The sequence below is a fragment of the Edwardsiella tarda ATCC 15947 = NBRC 105688 genome, from assembly GCF_003113495.2.
Lineage (GTDB): Bacteria > Pseudomonadota > Gammaproteobacteria > Enterobacterales > Enterobacteriaceae > Edwardsiella > Edwardsiella tarda.
The window spans coordinates 2,770,964-2,787,675 of the sequence record NZ_CP084506.1; the positions used below are offsets into that span (position 1 = coordinate 2,770,964).

Annotated in this window: 16 protein-coding genes; 7 read left to right on the forward strand and 9 right to left on the reverse strand. The window is 58.4% G+C overall.

What is annotated here, in order from left to right; genetic code table 11:
• Positions 1 to 169: 169 nt before the first annotated feature.
• From ispC to rpsB, 5 genes are all read right to left on the reverse strand, one after another.
• The gene (gene ispC, locus DCL27_RS12900) at positions 170 to 1,369 is read right to left on the reverse strand and encodes a 1-deoxy-D-xylulose-5-phosphate reductoisomerase (RefSeq protein WP_005282923.1); all 1,200 of its coding nucleotides are present in this window, start codon (positions 1,367 to 1,369) and stop codon (positions 170 to 172) included.
• A gap of 241 nt (positions 1,370 to 1,610) precedes the next feature.
• Positions 1,611 to 2,168: a ribosome recycling factor gene (frr, locus tag DCL27_RS12905; RefSeq protein ID WP_005282917.1), complete on the reverse strand. Its 558-nt coding sequence runs from the start codon at positions 2,166 to 2,168 to the stop codon at positions 1,611 to 1,613.
• Positions 2,169 to 2,302: 134 nt separating this feature from the next.
• A complete protein-coding gene (gene pyrH, locus DCL27_RS12910; RefSeq protein ID WP_005282915.1) occupies positions 2,303 to 3,028 on the reverse strand; it encodes a UMP kinase in 726 nt (241 codons plus the stop codon).
• A 140-nt stretch (positions 3,029 to 3,168) separates the two neighbouring features.
• On the reverse strand, positions 3,169 to 4,026 hold the full coding sequence (tsf, locus tag DCL27_RS12915) for a translation elongation factor Ts (protein WP_005282912.1): 858 nt from the start codon (positions 4,024 to 4,026) through the stop codon (positions 3,169 to 3,171).
• Positions 4,027 to 4,188: 162 nt separating this feature from the next.
• Positions 4,189 to 4,914: a 30S ribosomal protein S2 gene (rpsB, locus tag DCL27_RS12920; RefSeq protein WP_005282909.1), complete on the reverse strand. Its 726-nt coding sequence runs from the start codon at positions 4,912 to 4,914 to the stop codon at positions 4,189 to 4,191.
• A gap of 337 nt (positions 4,915 to 5,251) precedes the next feature.
• Here rpsB and map point away from each other — a divergent pair, with 337 nt between their 5' ends.
• The 4 genes from map (at position 5,252) to DCL27_RS12940 (ending at position 10,317) form a co-directional block, all read left to right on the forward strand.
• Entirely contained in the window at positions 5,252 to 6,058 is an 807-nt protein-coding gene (gene map / locus DCL27_RS12925) for a type I methionyl aminopeptidase (RefSeq protein WP_005282906.1), read from the forward strand.
• 90 nt (positions 6,059 to 6,148) lie between these two features.
• Positions 6,149 to 8,803 (forward strand): bifunctional uridylyltransferase/uridylyl-removing protein GlnD, encoded by a 2,655-nt coding sequence (glnD, locus tag DCL27_RS12930; protein ID WP_035597753.1) that lies wholly within the window; start codon positions 6,149 to 6,151, stop codon positions 8,801 to 8,803.
• Between the two features lie 75 nt (positions 8,804 to 8,878).
• The gene (dapD, locus tag DCL27_RS12935; RefSeq protein ID WP_005282901.1) at positions 8,879 to 9,703 is read left to right on the forward strand and encodes a 2,3,4,5-tetrahydropyridine-2,6-dicarboxylate N-succinyltransferase; all 825 of its coding nucleotides are present in this window, start codon (positions 8,879 to 8,881) and stop codon (positions 9,701 to 9,703) included.
• A 227-nt stretch (positions 9,704 to 9,930) separates the two neighbouring features.
• Positions 9,931 to 10,317: a DUF3461 family protein gene (locus DCL27_RS12940; protein ID WP_005282895.1), complete on the forward strand. Its 387-nt coding sequence runs from the start codon at positions 9,931 to 9,933 to the stop codon at positions 10,315 to 10,317.
• Positions 10,318 to 10,388: 71 nt separating this feature from the next.
• Here the strand turns inward: DCL27_RS12940 and DCL27_RS12945 are convergent, their stop codons facing one another.
• The 4 genes from DCL27_RS12945 to syd all read right to left on the reverse strand — a co-directional run bounded on the left by DCL27_RS12945 (position 10,389) and on the right by syd (position 13,345).
• Positions 10,389 to 10,841, reverse strand: a complete 453-nt coding sequence (locus tag DCL27_RS12945; protein ID WP_005282892.1) for a flavodoxin — start codon at positions 10,839 to 10,841, stop codon at positions 10,389 to 10,391.
• 15 nt (positions 10,842 to 10,856) lie between these two features.
• Complete coding sequence (gene truC / locus DCL27_RS12950) at positions 10,857 to 11,651, reverse strand: tRNA pseudouridine(65) synthase TruC (RefSeq protein WP_035597757.1); 795 nt, start codon at positions 11,649 to 11,651, stop codon at positions 10,857 to 10,859.
• A gap of 140 nt (positions 11,652 to 11,791) precedes the next feature.
• Positions 11,792 to 12,121, reverse strand: coding sequence for a YqcC family protein (locus DCL27_RS12955; RefSeq protein ID WP_005282886.1), 330 nt, complete (start codon positions 12,119 to 12,121; stop codon positions 11,792 to 11,794).
• Between the two features lie 669 nt (positions 12,122 to 12,790).
• On the reverse strand, positions 12,791 to 13,345 hold the full coding sequence (syd, locus tag DCL27_RS12960; RefSeq protein ID WP_005282883.1) for a SecY-interacting protein: 555 nt from the start codon (positions 13,343 to 13,345) through the stop codon (positions 12,791 to 12,793).
• Between the two features lie 118 nt (positions 13,346 to 13,463).
• Here syd and queF point away from each other — a divergent pair, with 118 nt between their 5' ends.
• From queF to xni, 3 genes are all read left to right on the forward strand, one after another.
• Entirely contained in the window at positions 13,464 to 14,309 is an 846-nt protein-coding gene (gene queF / locus DCL27_RS12965) for an NADPH-dependent 7-cyano-7-deazaguanine reductase QueF (RefSeq protein WP_005282878.1), read from the forward strand.
• A 180-nt stretch (positions 14,310 to 14,489) separates the two neighbouring features.
• Complete coding sequence (gene ppnN / locus DCL27_RS12970; RefSeq protein ID WP_005294951.1) at positions 14,490 to 15,854, forward strand: nucleotide 5'-monophosphate nucleosidase PpnN; 1,365 nt, start codon at positions 14,490 to 14,492, stop codon at positions 15,852 to 15,854.
• Between the two features lie 54 nt (positions 15,855 to 15,908).
• Positions 15,909 to 16,673 carry a flap endonuclease Xni gene (gene xni, locus DCL27_RS12975; protein WP_005282873.1) on the forward strand — a complete coding sequence of 255 codons (765 nt, stop codon included), beginning with the start codon at positions 15,909 to 15,911 and terminating at the stop codon, positions 16,671 to 16,673.
• Positions 16,674 to 16,712 lie beyond the last annotated feature (39 nt).

Here is a 16,712-nt window from a genome sequence, read left to right on the forward strand (position 1 = left end):
GCTACCCAATAATCCTAATCCTGTCTACGCGATACGCCCGATGGCGCTTGGCGTAAGGGGTCAATCCCAGACGCCCCCTCGAATGACGAGACGTCTGCGCCAAAAAACTGGCGCAGACTATATCATCATGCCGTTAGCGCCACAAATCAGCACACTCGGCACGGCGTAATTAACGGGAAAAACGTTGGCTCAGCGCCTGGGCCGCCTGGCGCGCCACCTGATCGATCGCCAGCACCCCCTCCACACTATCCGGCTCTTCGCAGCACAATTGCTCGACTACCTCGCGGTTCAAGCGAGCGATATCGGTAAAGCGTAGACGCCCATCCAGGAAGGCGGCAACAGCCACTTCATTCGCCGCATTCAACGCCGTCGTCGCGGCCTGCCCCTCGGCAAAGGCTTCGATCGCCAACTGGAGGCAAGGGTAGCGGGCCATATCCGGCGCCTCAAAACTCAACGAACCCATGCGGCAGAAGTCCAACGGGGCGACGCCGCTAGGTACCCGCTCGGGATAAGCCATCGCATGCGCGATCGGCGTACACATATCTGGATTACCCAGTTGCGCAATCACACTACCGTCACGATAACGCACCATGGAGTGGATCACCGATTGCGGATGGATGATCACCTCCATCTCCTCCGCCGCCGCGTTAAAGAGCCAGCGCGCCTCGATGTACTCCAAGCCTTTATTCATCATGGTAGCCGAATCGACCGAGATCTTACGCCCCATCGACCAGTTGGGATGGGCGCAGGCCTGCGCCGGCGTCACCGCATCGAACTCCGCCAGCGACAGTTGACGTAACGGCCCGCCAGATCCGGTTAACACGATACGCGTCACCCCATGTTCATGCAGGCAGGCCGTGCCCAATTGCCGCTGTACCGCGACGGGTAGGCTCTGAAAAATCGCATTGTGCTCGCTATCGATAGGCAATAACTCGGCCTGGCTATGTGCCAAGGCATCCATAAACAGGCGACCACAGGTCACCAATGCCTCTTTGTTCGCCAGTAATACCCGTTTATTGGCGCGGATGGCCGCCAATGTCGGCAGTAGGCCGGCCGCACCGACAATGGCGGCCATCACCTGATCGACCTCATCCAAGGCGGCGAGTTCACAGGCGGCGCGCTCACCGCTCATCACGGCGACGGTATCTAACCCAGCCTCAAACAGGCGCTGACGCAACGCGGCGGCGGCACACTCATCGGCCATACAGACATAACGGGGAGAGAATTCACGGCACTGTTGCAGCATGACATCGACGTTCTTGCCTGCTACCAGCGCCACGACGCGGAATGCGCCGGGATTGGCCCGCACCACCGCCAGCGTACTGGTGCCGATGGAGCCGGTTGAACCTAGAATGGTCAGTTTCTTCATGAGGATACTCTGAATAACTGGAGCAAATCGCTACAGGATACGCTAAGCCAGCGCCACTCCCCAGCGAATTTTACACCGTCACCAACGCGCGTACACACGAAATCCGTGACCCAAAAAGCAAAAGCGCCGCTAAAGCGACGCTTATCACCGATCCCGCAGACGCCTGAATGCAGGCTGCCATGGTAGCCAGCGATGGCCACCAGGTTCAGCACAGCGTTGGCCGTGGATCATGCTGGAGCGATTAGAACTCCATCAGCTCTTTTTCTTTATCCGCCAGGGCGGCGTCGATCTTCTTGATCATCAGATCGGTGATCTTCTGAATATCGTCCTGTGACTTACGATCTTCGTCTTCGCTGATCTCTTTGTCTTTCAGCAACGCCTTCACCTTGTCGTTGGCATCACGGCGTACGTTACGTACGGAGACACGGCCAGACTCGGCTTCAGAACGTACCAGCTTGATCAGATCCTTACGGCGCTCTTCCGTCAGCGGCGGCAGCGGAACACGGATCACGGTGCCCGCAGAAGAGGGATTCAGACCCAGATCGGAGGTCAGGATGGCCTTCTCGATGGCACCAGACATGCTGCGATCGAATACGGTGACAGCCAGCGTACGGGAATCTTCCGCGACGATGTTCGCCAACTGACGCAACGGCGTGGCCGCACCGTAATACTCGACCTGAATGCCGTCGAGCAGATTAGGATGCGCACGACCGGTGCGGATTTTGCTGATGTTGCCCTTGAATGACTCGACGCATTTTTCCATGCGTGTTTCGGCATCTTTTCTGATTTCGTTGATCACGTTGCGAACCCTTGAAAACGGTGATGGTGGTTAAAGAGAGAATTGTGCACCAAAGGCCAAGCGCTTTTCAATGCGGCCAGCACAATACAATACGGCAGCCGGGCAGGCCGGCTGTCCCACACGCACGCGGCGCATTACTTGGTGATCAGCGTACCTTCTTTTTCGCCCATCACTACGCGACGCAGCGCACCCGGTTTGTTCATGTTAAACACGCGGATCGGTAAATTATGATCACGCGCCAGCGTGAAGGCCGCCAAATCCATGACCTTCAGCTCTTTCTCCAAGACATCCTGGTAGCTCAATTGCTCATACAACGTTGCATCCGGATCCTTCATCGGATCGGCAGAGAACACGCCATCGACCTTGGTCGCCTTCAGTACCACATCGGCCTCGATCTCGATCCCGCGCAGGCAGGCGGCAGAGTCGGTGGTGAAAAACGGATTGCCAGTACCGGCGGAGAAGATCACCACCCGGTTATTGCGCAGCAGGCTGATGGCCTCGGCCCAGCTATAGTTGTCACAGACGCCGTTCAGGGGGATGGCCGACATCAGGCGCGCGTTGACATAGGCGCGGTGCAACGCATCACGCATCGCCAGGCCATTCATCACCGTCGCCAACATCCCCATATGGTCGCCGACCACACGGTTCATCCCTGCCTGTGCCAGACCAGCGCCGCGGAACAGGTTGCCACCGCCGATCACCACACCCACCTGAACGCCGAGTTCTACCAGCTCTTTGACTTCCTGCGCCATGCGGTCCAGCACGCTCGCGTCGATGCCAAAACCTTCTGAGCCTTGCAGAGCTTCGCCGCTCAGCTTAAGCAGGATACGCTGGTAAACGGGTTTGGAATTGGTTGCCATGGTGTTCGAGTCCTAAAGAAACAGTCAATAAATTAGTCGGAGGTATTTCAATGTACGGTCTGTACCCCGGACCGCTCATTGAAGTAAGTCTGGCCGAATAAAACAGAACCGCCTAACGGCGGCTCTGTAATAAAAGGGGATTAGACCCCTTTAGACATCGCGGCCACTTCGGCTGCGAAGTCATTTTCGACTTTCTCGATGCCTTCGCCCACTTCGAAGCGAATGAAGCCGGTGACGTCAGCGTTGTGCTCTTTCAGCAGCTGGCCAACAGTCTTGCTCGGATCCATAACGAAGCTCTGACCGGTCAGAGAAACTTCACCGGTGAACTTACGCATACGGCCTTCAACCATCTTCTCGGCGATTTCGCGCGGCTTGCCAGACTGCATGGCGATGTCCAGCTGGATCTGGTGCTCGTGAGCAACCACGTCTGCCGGTACATCTTCCGGCTTAACATATTCCGGCTTGCTGGCAGCGATGTGCATGGCGATGTGCTTGATCAGCTCTTCGTCGGCACCGGTAGCGGCAACCATAACGCCGATACGTGCGCCGTGGCTGTAGGTACCCAGCAGCTCACCGCTCAGCTCAGAGACACGACGGATGTTGATGTTTTCACCGATCTTAGCAACCAGCTGAGTACGCTGTTCTTCGAACTTCGCTTTCAGCGCGTCGATGTCGATGATTTTGTCAGCCAGCGCGGCGTTAGCCACTTCGTCGGCGAAGGCTTTGAAGCCAGCATCTTTAGCCACGAAGTCGGTTTCGCAGTTCATCTCAACGATGATGCCGTATTTACCGTCAGCGGAAACCTTGGTCAGGATCACGCCTTCAGCGGCAACGCGACCGGCTTTCTTGGCCGCTTTGGCCTGACCGGATTTACGCATGTTGTCGATGGCCAGCTCGATGTCGCCGTTCGCTTCAACCAGTGCTTTCTTGCACTCCATCATGCCTGCGCCAGTACGCTCACGCAGTTCTTTTACCAGGGAGGCGGTAATTTCAGCCATTCTATTTTCCTCGGTTATCTCACCCAGGGTAGCCCCCTGTGCAAGACGATTGTTCTAGAGATGAATCTTCGTGGGGTGAGCCACAAAGAAAGGGGGCCATGATAGGCCCCCTAACCAACATATGAATACCTGGTTAATAAGGGCTCCTGCGAGCTGTCCTTATTACTCAGCTTCAGCCATGGTTTCTTCAGCCTGGGAAGCCAGATCCTGAGAACGGCCTTCGCGTACGGCTTCAGCCACAGCGCTCAGGTACAGGGTCACGGCGCGGATGGCGTCGTCGTTACCCGGGATAACGAAATCAACGCCGTCCGGATCGGAGTTGGTATCAACGATAGAGAATACCGGGATACCCAGGTTGTTGGCTTCTTTGATAGCGATGTGTTCGTGATCGGCATCGATAACGAACAGCGCGTCCGGCAGACCGCCCATGTCTTTGATACCACCCAGGCTGTTTTCCAGCTTGTCCAGCTCGCGGGTACGCATCAGTGCTTCTTTCTTGGTCAGTTTGTCGAAAGTGCCATCCTGAGACTGAGTCTCCAGATCTTTCAGACGTTTGATGGACTGACGAACGGTTTTCCAGTTGGTCAGCATGCCGCCCAGCCAGCGATGGTTCACGTAGAACTGATCACAGTTCAGGGCTGCGTCTTTTACCGCTTCGCTTGCTGCGCGCTTGGTACCAACGAACAGGATCTTGCCCTTACGGGAAGCGATCTTGCTCAGCTCAGCCAGAGCTTCGTTGAACATCGGTACGGTTTTTTCAAGGTTGATGATGTGAACCTTGTTACGAGCACCGAAGATGAACGGCTTCATTTTCGGGTTCCAGTAACGGGTCTGGTGACCGAAGTGAACACCAGCCTTGAGCATATCGCGCATGGAAACAGTTGCCATGATTAGACCTCTATTAAAAATTGGGGTTATGCCTCCACGTATCCCATGACGCCGACCATCGTGCGCATACGCGTCCGACAGCACCCCGGCACATGTGCCGATACGTGTGTGTTGTTTATGCAAATAACACAAAGTGAGATTTACAGCCTCTACGCATGCCTGATAGACATACGGGAACTGCGGCGCGCTTTATACCATAAACCCGTGTCAGACTCCACCTTTTGTTGCATTTTGAACCACGGCACTCGCTGCCATTTGGCAGGGCGAGGCGGGGCTGTTACCATAGAAGACATTGCTTCTCATTGTCGCTACGGCGACGCCCGTGGACAGAATACCTATGGCTATTTCACTGAAAACCCCACAAGACATTGAAAAGATGCGCATCGCTGGCCGCCTGGCCGCCGAGGTGCTGGAAATGATCGCCCCGCACGTGGTGCCGGGCGTCACCACCGGTGAATTGGATCGCCTATGCGATGCACATATCACCCAGCAACAGCAGGCCATCTCCGCCTGTCTGGGCTATCATGGCTACCCGAAGTCGGTCTGCATCTCCGTCAACGAGGTGGTGTGCCATGGTATTCCCAGCGATGACAAAGTGCTCAAGGATGGCGACATCGTCAACATCGACGTCACCGTGATCAAAGATGGCTGGCACGGCGACACCTCGAAGATGTTTATCGTCGGCAAACCGACCATTCTCGGCGAGCGTTTGTGCCGCGTCGCCCAAGAGAGCCTGTATCTGGCCCTGAAGATGGTCAAGCCGGGGATTCGGCTGCGCAGCATCGGTAAAGCGATCCAGAAGTTCGTCGAAAGCAACGGCTTCTCCGTCGTACGCGAGTACTGCGGTCATGGCATCGGCGAAGTGTTCCACGAGGAGCCACAAGTACTACATTACGATGCCGACGACGGCGGCGTCGTGCTCCAGCCGGGCATGACCTTCACCATCGAGCCGATGGTCAATGCCGGTGATTACCGTATCCGCTTGATGAAAGATGGCTGGACGGTAAAAACCAAGGATCGCAGCTTGTCCGCACAGTATGAACATACTATCGTGGTTACCGACGACGGCTGTGAAATCTTGACGTTGCGCGCCGAAGAACACGATCTGCCGCGGGTCATCACCCACGACATGAGTGCCCAGTAAGGGGGCATCCCGCCCCGCGGGCGCCGTTTTGCGCCGCACACCGATAACGCAGGCCGGCTTAATGCCGGCTTTTTTATTGATGGAGTGCCTATGGCCGAGTTACCGCACGGCGCACCGGAGGCCCTACCGCCCGTCTCGCCGGATGCCCTGCCCGCCGACGCGTTAAACTGCGCCGGCCTGAAACTTCAGATGGAGCAGCTACGCCAATGGCTGCATGATGCCTTCCTGCGTGGGGAAAGTGCCGAGTCACTGGTCGCGGCGCGTACCCACTACCTCGATCGCCTATTAGTGCGTCTCTGGCGTCATTATGGCTGCGATCATCACCCCGGCCTGGCGCTGATCGCCGTCGGCGGTTACGGCCGTGGCGAGCTCCACCCCCTGTCGGACATCGATCTACTGGTGCTCACCCACGCGACGCCGGACGAGGCACTGGCCCAACGTATCGGCGCGTTGATCACCCTGCTATGGGACCTGCGCCTGGAGGTTGGCCATAGCGTGCGTACCCTGGAGGAGTGCCTGAGCGAGGGGCTGGCGGATCTCAGCGTCGCCACTAACCTGATCGAATCTCGCCTACTCTGCGGTGACGTCGCCCTCTTTCTCCAACTGCAAAAACGCCTGTTCAGCGACGACTTCTGGCCCTCACCACGCTTCTTCCACGCCAAACTGGATGAGCAGCGCGAGCGCCACCAGCGCTATCACGGCACCAGCTATAATCTGGAGCCCGATATCAAGGCCAGCCCGGGGGGGCTCCGGGATATCCATACCCTGCTGTGGGTCGCTCACCGCCACTTCGGCGCCACCTCCTTCGATGAGATGGTCGGCTTCGGTTTCCTGACAGAGGCCGAGGCCGACGAACTGAACGAGTGCCGCAGCTTCCTGTGGCGTATCCGCTTCGCCCTCCATCTGGTGGTTAACCGCTACGACAATCGCCTACTGTTCGATCGCCAACTCAGCGTGGCTCACCTGCTCGGTTATCACGGGGAGGGTAACCAACCGATCGAGCAAATGATGAAGGCGTTCTACCGCATGACCCGACGAGTGCGGGAGTTGAACCAAATGCTATTGCAACTCTTCGATGAGGCGATCTTGGCGTTGCATACCCATGAGAAGCCACGCCTCCTCGACAATTACTTCCAGCTGCGCGGCACGCTGATCGATCTACGCGATCCGGACACCTTCAGCCACGATCCGGTGATCATCCTCCGGTTGTTCTATGCCATGGCGCGTAATCCAGAGATCAGCGGGATCTACTCCACCACCCTACGTCAGCTACGCTACGCGCGCCGGCATCTGACACAGCCACTGTGCGCGCTGCCCGAGGCGCGTAATCTGTTTATGGCCATCCTGCGTCATCCCGGCGCAGTCCATCGGGCGTTACTGCCGATGCATCACCACAGCGTGCTGTGGGCCTATATGCCGCAGTGGGGCAACATCGTCGGCCAGATGCAGTTCGATCTGTTCCACGCCTACACCGTGGACGAGCACACCATGCGCCTCCTGCTCAAGTTGGAGAGCTTCGCCGACCACGATAATCGCCAGCGCCATCCTCTGTGCGTCGAGCTCTACCCTCGCCTCCCCCAGCCCGAGCTCTTGCTGCTCGCCGCCCTATTCCACGACATCGCCAAGGGGCGCGGCGGCGACCATTCCCTACTCGGTGCCGAGGATGTGTTGGAGTTCGCCCGTCTACACGGGTTAAACACGCGCGAAACGCAACTGGTCGCCTGGCTGGTACGTTGCCACCTGTTGATGTCGGTTACCGCCCAGCGACGCGACATCCAGGATCCCGAAGTGATCCGCCACTTCTGTGCCGAAGTACACAGCGAGACTCGGCTACGCTACCTGCTGTGCCTCACGGTGGCCGATATCTGCGCCACCAACGAGAACCTGTGGAACAGCTGGAAACAGAGCCTGCTACGTGAACTGTTCTTCGCCAGCGAGAAACAGCTGCGTCGCGGTACACACAGCAGCCCAGACATGCGCGAACGGGTACAGCACCATCGCCTGCAGGCCTTGGCGTTGCTACGCATGGACAACATCGATGAGCCGAAACTGATGCGCATCTGGAGCCGCTGCCGCGCCGATTACTTCCTGCGCCATACGCCGAACCAATTGGCCTGGCATGCCCGCCATCTCCTGCACCACGACGGCGGCGGGCCCCTGGTGCTTGTCAGTCAACACGCCAGCCGGGGCGGTACCGAGATTTTCATCTACAGTCCCGACCGTCCCTACCTGTTCGCCGCCGTCGCCGGCGAGTTAGATCGACGCAATCTCAGCGTGCATGACGCGCAAATCTTTACCAATCGCGACAACTATGCCATGGATACCTTCGTGGTACTGGAGCCAGACGGTAGCCCGCTGGCGCTCGATCGGCACTCTACCATCCGACGCGCGCTGGAGCAGGCGCTCACCCAAGCGAGTTACCAGCCGCCACGCGTTCGTCACGCCTCGGCGCGGCTGCGCCACTTCACCGTCCCGACGGCGGTCAGCTTCCTACCGGCACATAATACTCGACGCAGCTATATGGAGCTGGTGGCGCTCGACCGCCCCGGACTCCTGGCGCGCATCGGCGAGATCTTCGCCGAAATGGGACTCTCGCTGCACGGCGCACGCATAACCACCATCGGCGAACGGGTCGAGGATCTGTTTATTCTGGCCGATGGCGAACGGCGCGCATTAACGCCTGAAATGCAGCATGAGTTGGCGCAACGGTTGACAGAAACCCTGCTTAGCGCCGATAAAGAGTAAGTTTTTTGCTTACCTGCCTCGCCTGCCCGGCGGGTGTGGCAGGCGGATTCATCTCACGAGGGGAAAATAGATAGGATGCAGCAGTTACAGACGTTAATTGAGAATGCCTTTGAACGCCGTGCGGAGATCACCCCGGCTAACGCCGACACACTTACCCGTTCAGCCGTCGAACAAGTTATCGCGCTGCTCGACAGCGGCGCTCTGCGCGTTGCCGAGAAGATCAACGGCGAATGGGTCACCCACCAGTGGCTGAAGAAGGCGGTACTGCTCTCATTCCGCATCAACGATAACCGCCTGATGGAAGGGGCCGAAACCCGCTTCTACGACAAGGTACCGATGAAGTTTGCCGACTACGATGAGGCCCGCTTCCAACGCGAAGGCTTCCGCGTCGTGCCGCCGGCTTCGGTGCGCCAGGGGGCCTATATCGCCCGTAACACCGTGCTGATGCCCTCCTATGTCAACATCGGCGCCTATGTCGATGAGGGTACCATGGTCGATACCTGGGCCACCGTCGGCTCCTGTGCGCAGATCGGTAAGAACGTCCATCTTTCCGGTGGCGTCGGCATCGGTGGCGTGTTAGAGCCGCTGCAGGCTAACCCGACCATTATCGAAGACAACTGCTTCATCGGTGCCCGTTCAGAAGTGGTCGAAGGGGTGATCGTCGAGGAGGGCTCGGTGATCTCGATGGGCGTATTCATCGGCCAGAGCACCAAGATCTACGATCGTGAAACCGGCGAGATCCACTATGGTCGCGTCCCGGCAGGCTCGGTGGTGGTCTCCGGTAACCTGCCTGCCAAGAACGGCGCCTACAGCCTGTACTGTGCGGTCATCGTCAAGAAGGTTGACGCCAAGACTCGCGGCAAGGTCGGCATCAACGAGCTGCTACGCACCATCGACTAAGCGCACACCTGGGCGGGAAATTCCCGCCCCTCTCCGAGGCATAGTGCGGGAGAGCGCGCATAACGGCACACAGAACACATTTTTTTCACGAATAGTCGCTAGGCTAAGAAAGGGCAACACCCGGCGGTCAACGGTTTTCATTCCCCGCGCCCTGCTCCTGTGCCGGGGCGGAGGGAATGCAGACTCACCGCACGCATTATTTCACGTAACGCATTAAAGGTGCCGCTATGTATGACAACCTGAAAAGTCTGGGGATCACCCAACCGGAAGAGATCGACCGCTATAGTCTGCGTCAGGAGGCCAACAACGACATTCTGAAGATCTACTTTCGCAAAGATAAGGGCGAGTTCTTTGCCAAAAGCGTCAAGTTTAAGTACCCGCGTCAGCGCAAGACCGTACTGAGCGATAATGACAGTCAGGGCATGCGTGAAATCAGCGAGATCAGCCCCAATCTACGTTATGTGATCGAAGAGCTGGATCGCCTATGCCTGCGCGATCGTCAGGAGGAGGATCTGAAGCGCAAGATCCTCGACGATCTGCGCCATCTGGAGAGTGTCGTGGCCAACAAGATCGCCGAGATCGAGGCCGACTTAGAAAAACTGGCCGGGAAGTAACGGGCGAAGCGGCGCTGCCGATGGGTAAGCGCCGCCGATTCTGCCCGCCATGTCGCCGCGATGCGGCGTCATCACGCCACCAACCGACGAGCCCATTCGCTCACCCACGGTGAGGTCACAGCTTCCGGTTCCGGCGTACTCTGCGCATCGACTTCCAGCACCTCACCGAGGCGCGTCGCGCCCTGCTCCTGCAACAGGCTATCGACCCGATGCCCGGCGCCACAGAAGTGGGTAAATCCACGATCGCCTAAGGCGATCACCCCATAACGCAACGCACGCTGCTCGCCGAGGCTATCGCGCAGCGCACTGAACAACGGCGCCAGCGTATCCGGCAGATCGCCCTGCCCAGTGGTCGAAGTCACCACCAGCACATGCTGGTCGGCATAATTCTGCCAATCGCTCAGCGTCCCCTCCTCAAAGAGGGCGACCGTATGGCCCAACTGCTGCAGAATGGCTTGCGCCTCTTCCGCCACCATCAAGGCGTTACCGTATACGGTGCCTACAAAAATACCCACTTGCGCCATCGCCTACTCCTTATTTCAGGCCTCTTGGTCGGTGTCTGTCTCGGCTCTATCCTGAGGGCAATCGGGCGTAAACTCAACCCGATCAAGTTCAGGGAGATAGTCCTGCCAGCCCAATCCAGCCATTAGCGTCTGCCAGCGCCCATCCAGCCCAGCCCGCAGACACAGCGCCTCGCCCGTTACCGGATGCGTCAGTTGCAACTCACTGGCGTGTAGCATTAAACCGGCTGTACCGAAGTGGGCGGCTACGCCACGGTTCTGGCGCAAATCGCCGTGGGCAGTATCGCCGATGATCGGATGACGCAGATGCGCCATATGGCGACGGAGTTGATGCTTGCGCCCAGTCTGGGGGGTCAACTCCATCAGGCTAAAGCGGGCGGTCGGATAACGCCCAATCGCCAAGGGCACCTCCGCCGTCGCTACGCCACGATAGTGGGTTTGCGCAGGCTGCGGGCCACGCTCGGCGGAGCGGAAACGGTCGGCGATCTTATCCAACTCGGGCGTTAGAGGGTAATCGAGTAACGCCTCACCTTGCAGATAACCGCGTACCACCGCGTGATAGACCTTATGGATCTGGTGCTGCTCGAACTGTTGCGCCAAGGCGCGAGCCACCTCGCTCGATAGCCCCATCAGCAACACGCCAGAGGTCGGACGATCCAGACGATGCACGGTATACACATGGCGCCCGAGTTGATCGCGCACCGTCTGCATCACCACCACCTTTTCCTTGCGATCCAGCCAACTGCGATGCACTAACCACCCGGCAGGCTTGTTGATCGCCACCAGATGCTCATCCTGATAAATAATTTCCATCCCGCTACCCGACAAAAAGAAAAAACGCGCACCTTAGCGCATAATCCGCCGATACCACAATCGGCACCCCGCACACGACAGCGACAACGTGCGACGCACACCCGAGCCATAGGCAATCGCGCATGTACGCCCTCGGCCGCTTACGACGACTCACCGCCCAGGTGGGCATCCAGGCGTTGCAACGCCTCTAACAACGGTGCGATACGCACCAGATCGTGCTGATAGGCCATTTCAAGGTAAGGTGCGATCGCCATACGGCGTGGTAGCGGCGCGCGATTACGTACCAGTGCCTGCATGCGCGGCAAAAAGATCCATTGCAGCCATTCACTCGCCTCGAGGGTATCGACGCAAAACGGCTCTTGGCTGGCGAGCGCCTCGGCACTCGGTGCCTGCGCCTGCCACAAGGCGAGCGCACGCAACTGACTTTCGATCTGGTGTAGGTGGGTGTGTACGATGGCGTAATCACTCATCACGGACTCTCTCAACAAGCGGGGAAGAAAAGGCGCGCAGCATACCACCGACGACGCGGCGCCGAAATGGCCGCGCGGAGAACGGACAACAATAAGCGAAGAATAGGCGACAATAAGACAATAAAGAGAGGGGGGTACCGCTCAGCGATACCCCCCGATTCGTTTTATAGCAGTCCCGCTACACAACGTGCTCCCTGCTCATCCTTGAAAACTTTTCCTAACGGCGTTCCTTTACCGGACACTCCTTTGCCTGCGTCCCTTCGCCACCCTGGCGAGATCCTTCAGTCATCCTGACACATCGGTCATCCGAACCGACTCTCACTCTCCTTCCTGGAGGTGTCCCTTATTTCATCCTGAAATATCCTGACCGGCATCCTGCGGTACATCCGTTATCGCCCATCCTGGGCGGGCCCTCGCCTCATCCTGAGACAACATCATCCTAATGTGTCCTGACATCCTGGCGACTTCCCTTTCGATGGGATTACTTTCGCCGATTTCAGCATGTTTCGCAATGGGGATATTGTCTTACATATGTGGTACTTAGATAATATATAAACATTAATCTCATGATAACTATCGACTTTACCCGCAGGCTTTGGAAAACAATCGGAAAATAAAACGAGATCTCTTACAGTGCGTGTAAGAGATCTCTCACACGCGGATAAGGCGTTACCCTACCTCTTGCGCCAACGGTTGCAATCCCGCCAGGAACTCAGCCAACGTCGGCGCCAATACCCGCCGCTGCGGACTACCAAACTGTTCCAACAACACATTACCGCTCAGATTACACAACGTCACGAGACTCAGCTCATCCGCCGTGCTGGCTAAAAACAGGGTCGGTGACAGCTTCAGGCGCCGCTGGGTAACCAGATGACCGATCTGATTCTCCTGTAAACGCTGCAGATCGTCCGCGCTCCACACCTGCACCAGATCCATCTCGACCTCCTGCCAACACGCGCGCATATCGCCGGCGTACTGGGTGGTGAAGAATGGGGCCAGATCGGGGTGCAGGCAGATATCTAACGCTCGACCAATCCCCGCCAGCTCATCTTGGCTCCCCGGTTCGGGGCGCCAGAATACACAGGCATCGCGGCTATACACCACACAGGGCGATGGGATGCCGTACAGTGCATGACTGCTCGGCCAATCGCCGTGCTGCTGGCGCCATAACGCCAGGTAACGCTGGGTAAAGTCGCCCAGAGCGGCGGAAACCTGATGCTCCATATGTTCTCTCTCTCGGTGATGGTAAACTGTGATCCGCGATGGCCGGCCTCGCTGCCGGTCGCCCATTGTACCCTGCTGTCGCCCTGTGCACAGCCGCTTTCATCGACAGGTTAACCGTATGTCATACCAAGAGAACCCGGCATTGTCCGCCCTCACCCTGGGCAAAGCCACCGAATACCGCGACCAGTACGACGCCACGCTGTTGCAGGCCGTCCCTCGCAGCATGAACCGTGAACCGCTTGGCTTGTATCCCGACGCCCTGCCGTTCCACGGTGCCGATATCTGGACCCTGTACGAACTCTCTTGGCTGAATGCCAACGGCTTGCCGCAGGTCGCCCTGGCGGAGGTCGAATTGGATGCCTACAGCGCCAATTTGATCGAGTCGAAGAGCTTTAAACTGTATCTCAACAGCTTCAATCAGACCCGTTTCGCCGACTGGCAGAGCGTACAACGCACCCTGCAGCATGACCTGGCTCACTGCGCACAGGGCGGCGTACAAGTCACCCTACAACGTCTGGACCAGGTCGAAGGCCAGCCGATTGCCGGCCTGCCGGGCGTCTGCATTGATGATCAGCCGATCACCATCGACCACTACTGCTTCGATGCCTCGCTGCTGGCCAATGCCGCCGATCCCGCTCGTCAGGTCGACGAGACGCTGGTCAGCCACCTGCTAAAATCCAACTGTCTGATCACCCATCAGCCGGACTGGGGTTCACTGATGATCCGCTACCGCGGCGGCGCCATCGATCGCGAGGCCTTGCTGCGTTATCTGGTCTCCTTCCGCCACCACAACGAGTTTCACGAGCAGTGCGTCGAGCGGATTTTTAACGATATTCAACGCTTCTGCCAGCCACAAGCGCTGACCGTCTACGCTCGCTATACCCGACGGGGTGGGCTAGATATTAATCCGTGGCGCAGCAACGTCCCCTTCCAGCCGCCACGCGGACGTTTGGCTCGGCAATAAATAATTGCGGAGAGCCTTTGATTCTGCGTGTCTTTTTTCCCGCTAGCATTGGTAAAACGGCGAAACGCGCGGTAAGGTAAAAAAATCGGCGGCACGCTCGGCCTCACGCCGTCCAGCGCTGAGGATTGGGCCGCGTCTAGCGGCACGGTAACCGCATCGTTTCGATGCCTAGGAGAGACTTTGATTACACACATCAGCCCGTTGGGATCGATGGATCTGCTATCGCAGATGGAAGTGGATATGCTGAAGCGTACCGCCAGCAGCGATCTGTACCGTCTATTTCGTAACTGCTCCCTTGCCGTGCTTAACTCCGGCGCCAAGACCGATAACAGCAACGAGCTGCTGTCTCGCTTTGAATCCTTTGATATCAACGTGCTGCGCCGTGAACGTGGCGTCAAATTAGAGCTGGTCAATCCACCGGAAGAGGCCTTCGTCGATGGGCGCCTCATCCGCGCCTTGCAGGCTAACTTATTTGCGGTGTTGCGCGACATCCTGTTCGTCAACGGTCAGCTGATGAACGTCCAGCGCACCCAGCACGTGGATCTGGAAAATCCGACCATCATCACCAACCTGGTGTTCTCGATACTGCGCAACGCCCGGGCTTTGCATGTCGGCGATGAGCCTAACATGATCGTCTGCTGGGGCGGCCACGCCATCAGTGAGATCGAGTACCAGTATGGCCGCCAGGTCGGTAACCAACTGGGGCTACGCGAACTGAACGTCTGCACCGGCTGCGGACCCGGTGCCATGGAGGCGCCGATGAAGGGGGCCGCCGTCGGCCACGCACAACAGCGTTACCATGAGGGACGCTTCATCGGTATGACCGAGCCGTCGATCATCGCCGCCGAACCCCCCAACCCGCTGGTGAATGAGCTGATCATCATGCCGGACATCGAGAAACGTCTGGAGGCCTTCGTCCGCTTCGGCCACGGCATCATCATCTTCCCCGGCGGGGTGGGAACGGCGGAGGAGTTGCTCTACCTGTTGGGGATCCTGATGGATCCGGAAAACCGCGATCAGGTCTTGCCGTTGATCCTGACCGGCCCGGAGGAGAGTGCCGACTACTTCCGAGTATTGGATGACTTCATCGTCAATACCTTGGGTGAAACCGCGCGCCGCCACTATCAAATCATCATCGGCGATGCGGCTGAGGTGGCGCGGCGCATGAAGTTTGCCATGCCACGCGTGAAAGAGAACCGGCGTCAGAGTGGCGACTTCTACAGCTTCAACTGGTCGCTGAAGATCAGCGCCGACCTGCAGATGCCCTTCATGCCGACCCACGAGAACATGGCGAATCTAAACCTGCATCCCAACCAGTCACCGGAGCAGTTGGCCGCCGCGCTACGCCGCGCCTTCTCCGGCATCGTCGCCGGTAACGTCAAAGAGGGCGGTATCCGTGCCATCGCCGAGCATGGGCCATTTAAGCTGCATGGCGATGCACAGATGATGCAGCACATGGATCGCCTGCTACAGGGCTTCGTCACCCAGCAGCGCATGAAACTCCCCGGCTCGGCCTATGTGCCCTGCTATGAAATCGTGCGCTGAGTCAGCCCTCTCATCAGGGGCGGCACGCCGCCCCATCAATCCGGTTCTACGCCTATGTCCATCCACCTGTTGATCGTCGACGCCCTCAATCTCATCCGCCGCATCCACGCGGTACAAGGCTCTCCTTGCCACGAGGCCTGCTGCGCGGCCTTACGCCAACTGCTGGGCCATACGACCCCCAGCCACGCCGTCGCCGTGTTTGATGACGATGATCGCGCCGACAGTTGGCGCCATCGGTTGTTGCCCACGTATAAGGCCGGACGCCAGGCGATGCCAGACTCGCTGGTCGCAGAGATGGATGCCTTACGCGCCGCCTTCGCCGCATTGGGCGTCGCCTGCTGGCAGAGTCCCGGTAATGAGGCGGATGATCTGGCCGCCACGCTGGCCGATAAGGTGGCGCGGAGCGGTCATCGTGTCACCATCGTCTCGACGGATAAGGGCTACTGCCAACTGCTCTCGCCGCAGATCCAAATCCGTGACTACTTTCAAAAACGCTGGCTGGATCTGCCCTTCGTGCGTCAGGAGTTCGGCGTCGAACCTCAACAATTAACCGATTTCTGGGGACTGGCGGGGATCAGCAGCAGCAAGATCCCCGGCGTCGCGGGTATCGGCGCCAAGACTGCCGCCGCGCTGCTGGCCGAGTTCGGCTCGCTGGAGGCGATCTACCAGCACTTGCCACAGGTCGCGGAGCGCTGGCGTCACCGCCTGGAGGCGCAACGGGAAATGGCCGAGACCTGTCGCCGGGTCGCTACACTGCAAACCACGCTCAGCCTACACGGTAATCTGCAACAGCTACGCCTCGGTACAACGGGGAGTTGAGCGGAGAGGCCGTCACCCAACGGTGGCGGCCTCGAGGAG

What these genes read in the sequence shown, in the direction of transcription:
- DCL27_RS12945 (WP_005282892.1), bottom strand. Translation starts at nt 10,841, where the DNA reads ATGGCGCAAGTGGGTATTTTTGTAGGCACCGTATACGGTAACGCCTTG.
- DCL27_RS12940 (WP_005282895.1), top strand. Translation starts at nt 9,931, where the DNA reads ATGTATGACAACCTGAAAAGTCTGGGGATCACCCAACCGGAAGAGATC.
- DCL27_RS12955 (WP_005282886.1), bottom strand. Translation starts at nt 12,121, where the DNA reads ATGAGTGATTACGCCATCGTACACACCCACCTACACCAGATCGAAAGT.
- pyrH (WP_005282915.1), bottom strand. Translation starts at nt 3,028, where the DNA reads ATGGCAACCAATTCCAAACCCGTTTACCAGCGTATCCTGCTTAAGCTG.
- ispC (WP_005282923.1), bottom strand. Translation starts at nt 1,369, where the DNA reads ATGAAGAAACTGACCATTCTAGGTTCAACCGGCTCCATCGGCACCAGT.
- syd (WP_005282883.1), bottom strand. Translation starts at nt 13,345, where the DNA reads ATGGAGCATCAGGTTTCCGCCGCTCTGGGCGACTTTACCCAGCGTTAC.
- xni (WP_005282873.1), top strand. Translation starts at nt 15,909, where the DNA reads ATGTCCATCCACCTGTTGATCGTCGACGCCCTCAATCTCATCCGCCGC.
- glnD (WP_035597753.1), top strand. Translation starts at nt 6,149, where the DNA reads ATGGCCGAGTTACCGCACGGCGCACCGGAGGCCCTACCGCCCGTCTCG.
- rpsB (WP_005282909.1), bottom strand. Translation starts at nt 4,914, where the DNA reads ATGGCAACTGTTTCCATGCGCGATATGCTCAAGGCTGGTGTTCACTTC.
- queF (WP_005282878.1), top strand. Translation starts at nt 13,464, where the DNA reads ATGTCATACCAAGAGAACCCGGCATTGTCCGCCCTCACCCTGGGCAAA.
- tsf (WP_005282912.1), bottom strand. Translation starts at nt 4,026, where the DNA reads ATGGCTGAAATTACCGCCTCCCTGGTAAAAGAACTGCGTGAGCGTACT.
- map (WP_005282906.1), top strand. Translation starts at nt 5,252, where the DNA reads ATGGCTATTTCACTGAAAACCCCACAAGACATTGAAAAGATGCGCATC.
- dapD (WP_005282901.1), top strand. Translation starts at nt 8,879, where the DNA reads ATGCAGCAGTTACAGACGTTAATTGAGAATGCCTTTGAACGCCGTGCG.
- truC (WP_035597757.1), bottom strand. Translation starts at nt 11,651, where the DNA reads ATGGAAATTATTTATCAGGATGAGCATCTGGTGGCGATCAACAAGCCT.